Origin of the sequence: Bradyrhizobium sp. HKCCYLS1011 (assembly GCF_051167795.1) — a bacterium.
In the GTDB taxonomy this organism is placed as follows: Bacteria; Pseudomonadota; Alphaproteobacteria; order Rhizobiales; family Xanthobacteraceae; genus Bradyrhizobium.
Genome location: NZ_JBNPTT010000010.1, coordinates 90,058 through 101,457, shown reverse-complemented (window position 1 = coordinate 101,457; position 11,400 = coordinate 90,058). Strand labels below are relative to the sequence as shown.

Annotated in this window: 12 protein-coding genes and 1 pseudogene; 7 read left to right on the top strand and 6 right to left on the bottom strand. The window is 63.3% G+C overall.

Annotated features, from left to right (window positions below):
• The first annotated feature begins 51 nt into the window (after positions 1–51).
• The gene (locus tag ACQR1W_RS29825; RefSeq protein WP_434854112.1) at positions 52–768 is read left to right on the top strand and encodes a substrate-binding periplasmic protein; all 717 of its coding nucleotides are present in this window, start codon (positions 52–54) and stop codon (positions 766–768) included.
• A gap of 27 nt (positions 769–795) precedes the next feature.
• Here the strand turns inward: ACQR1W_RS29825 and ACQR1W_RS29820 are convergent.
• From ACQR1W_RS29820 to ACQR1W_RS29810, 3 genes and pseudogenes are all read right to left on the bottom strand, one after another.
• Positions 796–870 (bottom strand): annotated as a pseudogene (locus ACQR1W_RS29820) (hypothetical protein); the annotation flags it as partial.
• Positions 871–1,029: 159 nt separating this feature from the next.
• Complete coding sequence (locus tag ACQR1W_RS29815; protein WP_434854302.1) at positions 1,030–1,257, bottom strand: GDCCVxC domain-containing (seleno)protein; 228 nt, start codon at positions 1,255–1,257, stop codon at positions 1,030–1,032.
• A gap of 156 nt (positions 1,258–1,413) precedes the next feature.
• A complete protein-coding gene (locus ACQR1W_RS29810) occupies positions 1,414–1,590 on the bottom strand; it encodes a mercuric transporter MerT family protein (protein WP_434854111.1) in 177 nt (58 codons plus the stop codon).
• A 45-nt stretch (positions 1,591–1,635) separates the two neighbouring features.
• Here ACQR1W_RS29810 and ACQR1W_RS29805 point away from each other — a divergent pair, with 45 nt between their 5' ends.
• The 4 genes from ACQR1W_RS29805 to ACQR1W_RS29790 all read left to right on the top strand — a co-directional run bounded on the left by ACQR1W_RS29805 (position 1,636) and on the right by ACQR1W_RS29790 (position 5,355).
• Positions 1,636–1,887: a MerR family DNA-binding transcriptional regulator gene (locus ACQR1W_RS29805; protein WP_434854110.1), complete on the top strand. Its 252-nt coding sequence runs from the start codon at positions 1,636–1,638 to the stop codon at positions 1,885–1,887.
• A complete protein-coding gene (locus ACQR1W_RS29800; RefSeq protein ID WP_434854109.1) occupies positions 1,817–2,074 on the top strand; it encodes a MerR family DNA-binding protein in 258 nt (85 codons plus the stop codon). Before ACQR1W_RS29805 ends, ACQR1W_RS29800 begins: the two co-directional genes overlap by 71 nt.
• Positions 2,075–3,000: 926 nt before the next feature.
• On the top strand, positions 3,001–3,372 hold the full coding sequence (locus ACQR1W_RS29795; RefSeq protein WP_434854108.1) for a tRNA-binding protein: 372 nt from the start codon (positions 3,001–3,003) through the stop codon (positions 3,370–3,372).
• A gap of 81 nt (positions 3,373–3,453) precedes the next feature.
• Positions 3,454–5,355 carry an alpha-amylase family glycosyl hydrolase gene (locus ACQR1W_RS29790; protein WP_434854107.1) on the top strand — a complete coding sequence of 634 codons (1,902 nt, stop codon included), beginning with the start codon at positions 3,454–3,456 and terminating at the stop codon, positions 5,353–5,355.
• Positions 5,356–5,370: 15 nt separating this feature from the next.
• On the opposite strand, the gene ACQR1W_RS29785 is transcribed toward ACQR1W_RS29790, so the two are convergent.
• On the bottom strand, positions 5,371–6,306 hold the full coding sequence (locus ACQR1W_RS29785; protein ID WP_434854106.1) for a sugar kinase: 936 nt from the start codon (positions 6,304–6,306) through the stop codon (positions 5,371–5,373).
• Positions 6,290–7,342 carry an SPFH domain-containing protein gene (locus ACQR1W_RS29780; protein ID WP_434854105.1) on the bottom strand — a complete coding sequence of 351 codons (1,053 nt, stop codon included), beginning with the start codon at positions 7,340–7,342 and terminating at the stop codon, positions 6,290–6,292. The genes ACQR1W_RS29785 and ACQR1W_RS29780 overlap by 17 nt, the downstream gene beginning before the upstream one ends.
• Before the next feature lie 93 nt (positions 7,343–7,435).
• Between ACQR1W_RS29780 and ACQR1W_RS29775 the strand changes: the two genes are divergently transcribed.
• Positions 7,436–8,179 (top strand): NUDIX hydrolase, encoded by a 744-nt coding sequence (locus ACQR1W_RS29775; protein ID WP_434854104.1) that lies wholly within the window; start codon positions 7,436–7,438, stop codon positions 8,177–8,179.
• Between the two features lie 111 nt (positions 8,180–8,290).
• On the opposite strand, the gene ACQR1W_RS29770 is transcribed toward ACQR1W_RS29775, so the two are convergent.
• Positions 8,291–8,866, bottom strand: a complete 576-nt coding sequence (locus ACQR1W_RS29770) for a hypothetical protein (RefSeq protein WP_434854103.1) — start codon at positions 8,864–8,866, stop codon at positions 8,291–8,293.
• A gap of 422 nt (positions 8,867–9,288) precedes the next feature.
• Between ACQR1W_RS29770 and ACQR1W_RS29765 the strand changes: the two genes are divergently transcribed.
• Positions 9,289–11,388 carry a methyl-accepting chemotaxis protein gene (locus ACQR1W_RS29765; protein ID WP_434854102.1) on the top strand — a complete coding sequence of 700 codons (2,100 nt, stop codon included), beginning with the start codon at positions 9,289–9,291 and terminating at the stop codon, positions 11,386–11,388.
• Positions 11,389–11,400: the final 12 nt, after the last annotated feature.

Genomic DNA, 11,400 nt, shown 5'->3' with positions numbered 1-11,400 from the left:
ATCGCCTCGATCTCAGAAACCCGGTCGCGGGGACGATCAAGGAAACGCGTCATGTGGCGAATGATCTTCCTTTGCCTGTGGATGCTTCTGTCCGGTATGCCCTGCCGCGCGCAGTCCGTTATCCGGCTGGCGAGAATAGCCGACATCCCTGATCAATATGTCGGCGGCGAACTCTTGCGGGCGGTCTACGCGCGGTTGAACATCACTGTCCAGTTCGAGGACGTCCCCGGCAAGCGCGCCTTGGCGCTCAGCAGTGCCGGCGAGCTCGACGGGGAAATCCAGCGTATCGCTGATCTCTCGCGCGATTATCCGACGCTGGTGCAGATCTCACCACCGATCAACTATATCGAGCCGTCGGTTTTCACGACGACGCTTCATTTCGATGTTCGCGGCTGGGATTCGATCAAGGACTACAGCATCGGCATTGTGCGCGGCGTCGGCTCCTCCGAAGCCGGCACGCGCGGCATGAGCCGCGTCACAGCGACCACCAGCCTGGAGAACATGATCGAGATGCTGGATGCCGGCCGTTTCGACGTGATTGTCACCGATCTCTTCAGCGGGCTGGTCGCGGTGAAAAAACTGAAGCTACAATCGCATATCCATCCGCTCTCGCCGCCGATCGCGCGAATTTACATCTACCATTACCTGCACGAACGGCATCGCGAGCTCGCCATGAAGGTCGGAAGGGTGATCGAGGAAATGGACGCGAGCGGCGAACTCGCCCAATTGCGCGCCTCGTTGATCAAGAAGTATCTCGACCAACCCTGACCGGAGGTGCCAGCGCAATGATTGTCCTGCGGCGGCCGCGAGTTCGGCGATGGTGATAGGCTCACCATGGGAGAGGAGCCGCAGCAGTGCTCGGTAAAGCCCGGGTGTCGTGCGGCGCTTGCGGCTTGACCGACACTAGCGACCAGCCGATCGGAGAGATTTCCAGATGCGGGATTGGCATGCACGGATGTCTCTCCTTCTCGCAATAAAGAATGCCGGAGGTAGGCGGTGGATCAGCGAAGCCTGTATAACGTGGCTCACTTACCCTCGGCAGCAACGAGCCGCGCCGGACCCGCCGGAGCGTTCGGCCTGGATAGGCGGGCACGGTACCGAACCGTAGGAACAGAATACGCAACAATCGCCTGCTTTCGGCCGTAGCCTCTCCCCACAACCGGTGCACTCATAAAAGAACTGGCAGGCGTCAGTCGGCATGGTCTCCGACTTCGCGGTGGCGCAGCGCGGGCAGGTAATCACGGATTCCAAGATCATGGCATCTTCCCAAGGCATGTAGCCGATATCGGAGGCTCCGGTCGGATAAGCAAAAACAGTCGATTTGAGATCAACAGCATCCATGCGCTACCTCCACGCAGCACCTGCGCCGGTGCTTCCGAGAAACACGGCTGTCGCCCCGAGAAAGTACGGTTGCTAGGGCGAAAGCTGAGTGAAATTCTCAATCCAAGCGCCGCTGATCCCGAGACTGAACAGAACCACCGGCAGGATGCAGCACGACGAAGCGGCGAGCGCGCCCAGCAAGCCGCCCGCAGCCATCAGCGTCGTGCCGTGCTCTGAGCCGCCGACAATGGGCTTTAGCTTGATTGTCATGACAAGGCTACATCCTGTAGCGACTACTGGATCAAGGAGTTTTCCATGGGCGCGATCACGGGTCCGCGAGCGGACGGGCTGGCGATAGGCAAGCTGTCACAGCTTACCGGCGTGAACATCGAGACCATCCGCTACTACGAGAAAATTGGTGTGCTGCCCGTCCCCTCGCGCGCTGAGAAGGGGTGTCGTTTGTACGGTCCGATGGAACGGCGCATCGTCGCCTTTTGTGCGCCCCTCGCGCGAGTTGGGCTTCTCACTCGACGAGGTGCGCGCCTTGCTGCGGCTCGGCGGTCCTGAAAAAGCCTCTTGCCGCGAAGTCCGGGAGATTGCTGCGCACCACCTCGACGACATCCGCGCAAAAATCAATGACCTCCGGAAGCTCGAACGCTTGCTGACCAAAACCATCGCACAATGCACGGGCACATGGCTCCGGAGTGCCCGGTGTTGGATATCCTCGATGTCCAGCGCTGAAAATAGTAGTTGAGCCGCGCGAGGTCGGCTTCTCGGCCCCAAGCCGACCAAACCTTCGAAGACGCCGGCTTCCGCTCTTCAGGAACGAGCGGACTTCGATCCATTGGTGGTTCGAGATTGCGCGAGCGACACAAATCATCCCAGATCGCGTGCGCCAAAACACGAAGTTCGCCAGCGATTTCAACGCGACTCGGCGTGTCCAGTCCTGCCGCGAAAAATTTCCTTGTTTCGTATTTCCAGAAATTGTGGTTGTCTAACGATATCCCGCCTCATCACGGAGGGGCGTTGCGCGCGATCGTCACGACACGCGAGGCGGGGAGGCGGTGGCCGCGGACATCGGAAGCGCTCGTTGAGTGCGGACGGACGGTGCTTTGCGGACGGTGAAGTCGTGTGGTCCTGGTCTCCCGGTGCTGAGACCTGCGCGATGCGCCCTTGGCGCATCGTCGCACGCGATGATGCTTCGCATCACGCGGACAGGGGCAAGAAAGCCGGTCCCTGGGGAGATCACGTATAATCCGTCAAACATCGCGCAGGGAATGCCGGATGCTCGGCTTGACCTGTGGTGACTGCCGCCTGCTTTTCTTGTTGCAGGCGGGCCATGGGTGAGGCCTTCACCCGGCATTCCCTGCGCCCTCTTCATCAGGAGGGAGCCCGATCGAAAAGCTCGGACGCGACATTGCGCCGCGAGGATGCGAAAGCATGCGTGTTCACCGGTCCAACGGAATGAAAGCGGAACTCCATTGGATGGTGCGGACCAACCATCGCGCGGCAAGCGGATTGCATGTGAGGCGTCATCTGCAGCCCCATACGCCTCGCGCAATCGCCCATGCCGAGGTCACGGCCGCACGCGGATTGTCACGCCAATCGTCCGCGACTATGAAAGATCATCCTGGCCGAAGCGGCGCGTCTCCGCGTCGGTACGCCCATTGAGTGTTCGCTATGCATCTCTCCCATGATCCCGCGGCAGCCGCGGCGCCACAAATCTCGTTCGACCAGTTTCTCGCCGTCGACATCCGTGTCGGCACCATCGTCGCGGTCGAGCCGTTCCCTGAGGCGCGTAAACCGGCGCTGAAGCTGTCGATCGATTTCGGCCCGGCCATCGGCATCAAGCGCTCGAGCGCGCAGATCACGCAGCATTACGATCCGGCGACGCTGGTCGGCCGCCAGGTTGCGGGCGTGGTCAATTTTCCGCCGCGACAGATCGGCAAGTTCATGTCGGAGGTGCTGACCTTGGGCTTTCCGGACGAGCAGGGCAATGTGGTGCTGTTTGCGCCCGACCAGCGCGTGCCGAACGGCGGGCGCCTGTTTTAATTCCTTCAACCGCAAGTCACAAAAATCGTGGATACCACTGTCGCTCGTGCTAACCTGATGCTCCCAAACGTGGGCTCACGGATGTCGTTACGACAGCTGCACCTCCTGCAAGCCCCGATGGGCGGTACCTTGGTGCCGGGCGGTGCCACGTTCCGCGTATTCGCGCCGCATGCCAAGACGGTCTATGTCTCCGGCGACTTCAACAATTGGGTTCAGGACGACAGCTGCCGGCTGTCACCGATCGGCGCCGGTTATTGGGCGGTCTTCATCCCCGGACTGAAGGATGGCGACCCCTATATGTACTTCATCGAAGGGGCGGGCTCGGCCGGCTACAAGCGCGATCCGCACGCGCGGCTGTTGACCGTCGAGCCGCCGTTTCCGGTCTGCCATTCGGTGCTGCGCAATCCGCACGCCTTTCCCTGGCACGACGTGGATTTCAAGCCGCCGGCCTTCAACGAGCTCGTCGTCTACCAGCTTCATGTCGGCACTTTCGACATGAAGGCGGGCAATCCCGACGGCTGCTTCTTCGACGTGATCGAACGGGTGCCGCATCTCGCTTCGCTCGGCGTCAACGCCATCGAGCTGCTGCCGATCCAGGAATTCCCGACCACCTTCAGCATGGGCTACAACGGCACCGACCTGTTCAGCCCGGAGACGGAATATGGCGAGGCCGACGCGGCGAAGCTCGCGGCCTATGTCGACAGGACCAACGAGATCCTGGTGAAGGCGGGGCAGGCGCCTTACGAGAGCGCGGACCTGCTGCGCCATTGCGACGACCAGCTCCGCGCGCTGGTCGATGTCTGCCACGTCCACGGCATCGGCGTGCTGTTCGACGTGGTCTATAACCACGCCGGCGGCGGCTTCGACGAGAACAGCATCTGGTTCTTCGACCGCCAGCCGTATGGCGACGCCAATGACAGCCTGTATTTCACCGATCAGGGCTGGGCCGGCGGGCAGGTTTTCGCCTATTGGAACGCCGACATCAGGCAGTTCCTGGTCGACAATGCGCTGTCCTTCTATCGCGACTATCGCGTCGATGGCCTGCGCTTCGACGAGGTCAGCGTGATGGACCGCTTTGGCGGCTGGGCCACGTGCCAGCAGCTAACATCGGCGCTGCGTGCCGAGAAGCCGGAGGCGATCCAGGTCGCGGAATATTGGCCGGTCAATCCCTGGGTGGTGAAGGAGCACGCCGAAGGCGGCGCCGGGTTTGACGCGACCTGGAGCGATCGCTTGCGCGAAAGCGTGCGCGCGGCGGTCCATGCTGCAGCCGCCGGCCGCAATGCGCCAGTCCCGATGCAGGCCGTTGCGGAGGCGATTGCGGACGACAGCCTCGGCAGGCGCGCCCGCGCGGTGCATTCGATCGAGAACCACGACATCGTCTATGCCGGCCGCGAGCCGCGGATCGCCCGGCTCGCAGACAGTCTCGATTCCCGCTCCTGGTATGCGCGCAGCCGCAGTCGCGTCGCGACCGGTCTGTTGTTGACCGCGCCCGGCATTCCCATGCTGTTCATGGGCCAGGAGCTGTTGGAGGAGAAGCCGTGGAGTGACACGCCGCATCCGGATACATCGATCGCCTGGGCGCGGCTCGATGGCGGCGACGCGGTGACGCAGGATTTCCTGCGCTTCACGCGCGAGCTGATCGACCTTCGTCACAAGCTCAAGGCGTTGTCGGGTGAAGGCAGCGGCATCGTCCACGTGCATGATGGCAATCGCGTGCTCGCCTTCGAGCGCTGGGCGGCAGGCTCAGATGATGCGGTCATGGTGGTCGTGAGCTTGAACGAGACCGCGTGGACCGATTATGCGATCGGCTTCCCGGCCGGCGGCGTCTGGCACCTGGCCTTCAGCAGCGAGGATTATGAAGAGGGCGCTCATCCTGCCGAGGATCGCGAGGTGATGGCAAATGGTCCGCCGATGCATGGCCGTCCCTGCTCGGCGCATCTGACGATTCCGGCCAACGGGCTCTTGGTGTTCGCTCGGTGGTAGGCGTGGCCGGCGGTGTCACACGATCAGCCGGCCCTGCCGCTCCGCGATCCCGATGATCGCTTCGGTACCGGAATTGAAGTCGAGCCGGTCGGCCTCGATGCCGTCCGAGAAGATCACGCCGTTCTCCGGCATCAGCGAACGCAGCCGCAGGATGTCATCGGTGCCGAGGCTGCCGCAGACCAGGCCCACCTGCGAGCTCCGGCTCGGGAACGGCTCGCGCACCGCGAACCGCAGCTCGCGTGAATCCCAGGGGAGAGCGTCGTAATGCGCCGCTGCGCCCGAAGCACCGAAGCTGCCGGCAATCGCGAGCGAGCCGGTGACGATGCTCTTGAACCAGGCGGTCGAGCCAAGCCCGGTGGCGACGATCAGCCCGCTGGAGGATTGCCGCTCGTGCCGCGTCGCGGTGGCGATCTCGTAAACAGCGGAGACATGCGAGCGCGCGCCGATGAAGAGGTCGTTGACGGCATGGAGCACCTGGCCGTCGGAGAGGCTCGCCTTGGCCATCGTCACCGCCTTCGCCGCGCGCTTGTCCGCGGCGACCTCCGGCAGCAGGGCAGGGAGATCGTTCGGCTTGAACGGCAGCAGGATGCCGTCATGGCGGCCGGCATCCGGGTTCAGCCCGAGCAGCGGCTGGCCATCGAGATATTTCATGGTGTTGGCGACCACGCCGTCCTGGCCCAGCGCCACCACGATGTCATGGGGGCCGAAGATGAAGTTGGGCAGGAAGCCGCGGTCGATCACCTGGTAGCGGCCCCATCGTTCGAGCGTCTGCACCGTACTGAGGCGCGCGGCCTGGTAGATCTCGTGCTCGCGCTCGTAGTCGGAGAAGTCGGCGCCGAGGTGCTCGACATAGAACTTCGCCTGCTCCGCGGTGAGGAACCTCGCGATGAGGTCCTCCAGCCGCGTCTTTCTGACGACCAGCACCACCTTGCGGTCATTGGCGGCGGACACGGGCGGCCTCCCGGTCGGTCGGAGCAGGCTTGTCCATCAGCGCGTTCAGAAGCTCGGGCGAGACGTTCAGTTGCCCGATCTTCTCGGCCTTCTCGGCCAGCCCCGAGAACGCCTGCGCGATCAGCTGCCCCGGCTGCATGCCGGTCGCGGCCAGCGCCTGGACCACACGGGTGTCGACACCATCGAAGATCTTCATCAACGCGCCGACGCGATAGGCCTCGGCCTCCGCGAGGGTACGGGTGTTGGCCGCGTTGAGCTCGACAAAGTCCTTGCGCCGGCCTTCCAGCGCGATGTCGGCGACCATGCCGGCCTCGCGCAGCTCGTTCTGCTTGGCGGCGACGCTGGCGTCCGCATCCATCTGGGTCTCGCGGATGGAGCGCTTCTTCTGCTCGACCGCAATTTCCGTATCGAGCTCGCTCTCGCCGATCGCGCGTTCCTGCTCGACCGCGAAATTGCGCCGGGCAAAGATCGCCTCATCCGCCGTTTTCAGGATCGCCTCGCGCGCCTCCGCCTCCAGCGCCTTCGCCGTTTCGGGCGTCGGCTTCACGGCGCGCACGGAGACGCCAAGGATCTCGAGTCCCAGGGCCTCGATGTCGGCGCGGCTCTTGAGGCCCAGCGCGATGGTGCCCGCGATGTGGTCGGAAGCGCGCAGCGCCTCTCTCAGGGTCATGTCCTTGACCGCCTGCTGCGCCAGCACCTCGACCGCTCCGAGAATGCGCTGCGGCAACTTCTCAGGATCGTCGGACTCATACGTCTTGCCGTCCGCCTTGAGGGTGAAGTTCAACATCGCGGCCGCCTTCTTCGGCTCGCTGATCCGGTAGGTGACATGTCCCTGGATCGTCAGCGTCTGAAAATCGCGTGCCGTCTCCTGGAAGATGAAAGCGGCGTCGCGGCTGCCGATCGGGATCGCGACCAGGGAGGTGACCGGGCCGTAATAGAAGGTGGAGAGACCGGTGCCTTCCTCCGTGACCTGGCCCGCGCGGTATTTGAGGAGGTAGGTGGTGGGTTGAGCCTTGATGAAACGAATGCCGAACATGGCGGCCTCCATAAGTGCGTCACGCCAACTAAGTAAGTTGGACAGTACAACTAAGTATGCTATTGTCAAGCGGCAAAGCGAAGAGGTTCAAAGGTGGCGGAGAGGGCGGGGCAAAAGGCCCAGGGGAGTGGCGGCCGGACGGCGGGGTTGGATTTCCCGCGGCCCCTGACCACGGTCGATGTCGTGATCTTCACGATCCGAAACGACGCGCTCCACGTGCTCCTGGTGCAAAGGGGCGCGGGCGAGAACGAGCCGTTTCCTGGCGCATTCGCCTTGCCCGGCGGCTTCGTCGATATCGCCAGGGATCGCGACCTCGAGGCTTGCGCGTTGCGGAAGCTGAAGGAGAAGACCGGCGTGGTCAGTCCCTATCTCGAGCAGCTGGGAAGCTGGGGCAGCGCGGCGCGCGATCCCCGCTTCTGGTCGGCGACGCACGCCTATTTCGCGCTGCTTCCGGCGTCGATCGCGGACCGCGCGCTGGCAGCTGATGCGCAGTGGTTTCCGCTGGCCGGCGAGCGCGTCAAGCCGAAGCTCGCCTTCGATCATGACGAGATTCTTGCGGCCGCCGTGCAGCGGCTGCGCAACAAGGTCGAATACACCTCGCTGCCGGCCTATCTGATGCCGGAGGAGTTCACGCTGCCGGAGCTGCAGCGGAGCTATGAGATCGTGCTCGGCCGTCCGCTGGAGAAGAGCGCATTCCGCACCCGCATGCTGTCGGCGGATCTGATCGAGCCGATTGCGAAAATGCGCAAGGGGCCGAACCGGCCGGCGCAGCTCTATCGGCTGAAGGCAGCGAAGGAGCCGGTCTATTTCGCGCGAACCTTCAATCCGCCGGAGTGAGCCGGAGCCAGTCGTGAGCGATGCCCAGAGCGGCCGGCCGCACATCGAGACATGTGGCCGGACGCCTGCCAGGACGGCGATGGCAGGGGAGACAGCGCCGCCAAAGCCAATTCAGGCCGAGTAGTCCAGCACCAGCGACGTGCTGCTCGCGTTCGAGGACGATGTGCCGTTCGCGCCGTAGGAGGACGAGGAGGAGTTCTTGCTGGTGTCCTGCAGGGCGGCCAGCAGCTTCTTCAACAGGTCCGCGATATCCGAATCCGTGCTCGACGACGAAGACGAGGATGACGTCGAATCCGTGCTCGAGCTGCTACCAGTCGAGGTGCTGTCGCTGGTCTGGGCGCTAGCCGCTCCGCCGGGGCCGCCCGAGAACGTGTTGGCGAACACGTTCTTCAGTTCGCTGGCCTGGTCGGAGGTGAGCTTGCCGGCCGAGACCTCCTTGTCGATCAGGCTGTCGATCTTGGACTGCATGTCCTGCGGCGATGGCGGCGTGCTGGAGCTTGCGCTCGAGCTCGATGATGAGCTGCTCGCGCCGCTCTTCAACGCGGAGTCGATGTCGTCGAGTGCCGAGGATAAAGCGCTTTGATCGGATGAGCTCACTTTGCCGGAGGAGACCTCCTTGGCGAGCTCCTGCTTCAAGAGGTCGAGCGGCGAATAGGCAGAGGTCGAAGTCGCAGAGATCGATGTCATGGCTTGCTCCCAGTGGTGACACTCCAAACTGTGAGCAGGTAAAATCGTGCGACTTAATGAGCTCTTGCGCCATATTTCCCGATATTTCCGGCCGCCGATCGAACACACAATGAAGCAAGAAAATTCTCCCACGTCCGTGGAATTACGTGCGGCTTAATGTGACGCACGCGGATACGGACCGTCCGCTCTGGCGGTGGAGCTGAACTAATTAGCACCAAGTTGATTCGGGTGGTGTGCGCCACCACGCGGATAAAGCGGCATCCCACATCGCCATCTGCTCGGGCCAATGAGGATGATGATACCGTATGCTGAGAAGAGAGAGCCATTGTAGTTATCGCAGTCCTCACAACTGAGAGAAAAATTAACGCGAATTGAGCACAAATTGCCGATCGGCAAATTTGACCATGATTGGATACCGACACATGAAGCTGCTCGCCGGTCTTTCGATCCGCACCATTCTCGGTCTCATCATCGGCATCCTCGCGCTGCTCCTCGTCGGGAGTCTCGGTGTCGGCCTCACCGACTCGTTCGGCCGCCATCAGGCGGCTCAGCGGGTGGCGCAGCTCGCCGGAGCCGACCAGCACCTGTTCGCGACATTGATCGGCTTTCGCCTCGAGCGCGGTACCTTCCTCGCGACCCTGGTTGCGGAAGGAGCGGCCGATGCAGCTGCCGATGCACGGATCGCAACCAATCGCCAGATATCGGATGCGGCCTATAACAATGTGCGCGACGCGATCTCCGCATTTGCGGATCCCAGGATCGCCGGCCGGCTCAGTACGCTCGTTGCGACGCATGACCGGCTTGCATCGCTGCGCTCCGATGCGGAGCGCGCCATTCACCAGCCGAGGGCGTCGCGCGATACGCAGGTCGCGGACGCCTTCCGCAAGGCGGCGCAGGATTATCTCGACGCCATTCTCGCGCTGGCAGCTGACCTTGAAGAGACCCTCAAACTTGTCGATCCCGTCGTCGACCAGATGGTCAACGTCAAGCAGTCGGCCTGGGCGGCGCGCAACTTTGGTGGCCTGTTCGCGGTGCGCATCGAGAACGCCGCAGCCTCCGGCAAGCCATGGAGCCCGCCTGACATTGTGGCCGGTGCCGAGGATGTCGGACGGCAGGCCCAGGCATGGAGCCAGGTGCTGATGGCGGCCGCGCGGCCGGATGCACCGGCTGCGCTGATCGACGTGGTGAATCGCTCCAGGCAGCCCGATGCGCAAGCTTTGGCCGAGCAGCAGGCCGCCTACGTCAAGGCGCTGCGGAACAATCAGACGATCGACATCAAATTCGCTGACCTCTCGAAGCTCAATACGGCCATCCTGAACTATAGCGTCGAGGCCGCCAACGCCGCGCTGGCCGAAATGGTCGCCGCTGCGGGACGGCAGATCAGTGCAGCGCGCGCGAGCCTTCTTGCCGATATCACGATGATGGTTGTAGCGATCGTGGTGGCTGTCGCTGGCCTGCTGGTCGTGCAGCGCCGCATCTCCGCGGCCATTCTGTCACTGACGGCCGCCATGAGGCGGCTTGCCGATCGCGATTATTCCGTCGAATTGGTCGGCCTCGACCGTCGTGACGAAGTCGGCGAGATGTCGCGGACCGTCGCCGTGTTCAAGGAGAGCATGATCGCAGGCGACCGGTTGGCCGGCGAAAAGGCAGCCGAGCAGGAGCGCAAGGAGCGGCGCCAGAGTGCGGTCGAGAGCTTGATCAAGGCGTTCGAGACCACGGTGACGACCTCGCTGCAGACGCTTGCCTCGGCTTCGAACGAGCTGAATGCCACCGCGCAATCGATGTCGGCGATTGCCGACCAGGGACGCTCGAAAGCGTCGTCGGTGGCGAACGTATCGGAACAGGCGTCCGGCAATGTGCAGATGGTTGCGGCAGCGACGGAGGAGCTCTCGGCCTCGATCGCCGAGATAGCCCGCCAGGTTGCGGAGTCGACGGCAATCGCGGGTGCTGCCGCCATGCAGGCCGAGAAGACCAATGAGGAGGTGCGCACGCTGTCCGATGCGGCTCAGCGCATCGGCGACGTGGTCGCATTGATCAGCGGCATTGCCGAGCAGACCAATCTGCTCGCCCTGAACGCAACGATCGAGGCGGCGCGGGCTGGCGAAGCCGGCAAGGGCTTCGCGGTCGTCGCGGCCGAGGTGAAGACCTTGGCGAACCAGACCGCGAAAGCGACCGAGGAGATCACCGCGCAGGTCACCGGCATCCAGGGGGCCACGCGCTCGTCTGTTGATGCGATCCAGGCGATCAGCAGCACGATCCAGCGGGTCAATCAGATTGCCTCCGCCATCGCGGCTGCAGTCGAGGAGCAGGGCGCAGCGACACGCGAGATCGCGCGCAATGTGCAGCAGGCCTCCGAAGGTACGACCGAACTGTCTCGACACATTGTGGGTGTGTCGCAATCCACCACTGAAACCGGCAGTGCGGCCGGAGAGGTGCTGGATTCGGCGAAGACGCTGGCCCTGTTGTCGTCGGACCTGCGTCGCGATGTCGATCAGTTCGTAGGTCAGCTGCGCGTGGCCTGAGCAGAGAGGCGC

Bases quoted from the DNA above. Each gene is read 5' to 3' on its own strand.
- ACQR1W_RS29805 (WP_434854110.1), top strand. From the start codon at position 1,636: ATGGGCGCGATCACGGGTCCGCGAGCGGACGGGCTGGCGATAGGCAAG.
- ACQR1W_RS29780 (WP_434854105.1), bottom strand. From the start codon at position 7,342: ATGTTCGGCATTCGTTTCATCAAGGCTCAACCCACCACCTACCTCCTC.
- ACQR1W_RS29770 (WP_434854103.1), bottom strand. From the start codon at position 8,866: ATGACATCGATCTCTGCGACTTCGACCTCTGCCTATTCGCCGCTCGAC.
- ACQR1W_RS29810 (WP_434854111.1), bottom strand. From the start codon at position 1,590: ATGACAATCAAGCTAAAGCCCATTGTCGGCGGCTCAGAGCACGGCACG.
- ACQR1W_RS29795 (WP_434854108.1), top strand. From the start codon at position 3,001: ATGCATCTCTCCCATGATCCCGCGGCAGCCGCGGCGCCACAAATCTCG.
- ACQR1W_RS29765 (WP_434854102.1), top strand. From the start codon at position 9,289: ATGAAGCTGCTCGCCGGTCTTTCGATCCGCACCATTCTCGGTCTCATC.
- ACQR1W_RS29790 (WP_434854107.1), top strand. From the start codon at position 3,454: ATGTCGTTACGACAGCTGCACCTCCTGCAAGCCCCGATGGGCGGTACC.
- ACQR1W_RS29825 (WP_434854112.1), top strand. From the start codon at position 52: ATGTGGCGAATGATCTTCCTTTGCCTGTGGATGCTTCTGTCCGGTATG.
- ACQR1W_RS29815 (WP_434854302.1), bottom strand. From the start codon at position 1,257: ATGATCTTGGAATCCGTGATTACCTGCCCGCGCTGCGCCACCGCGAAG.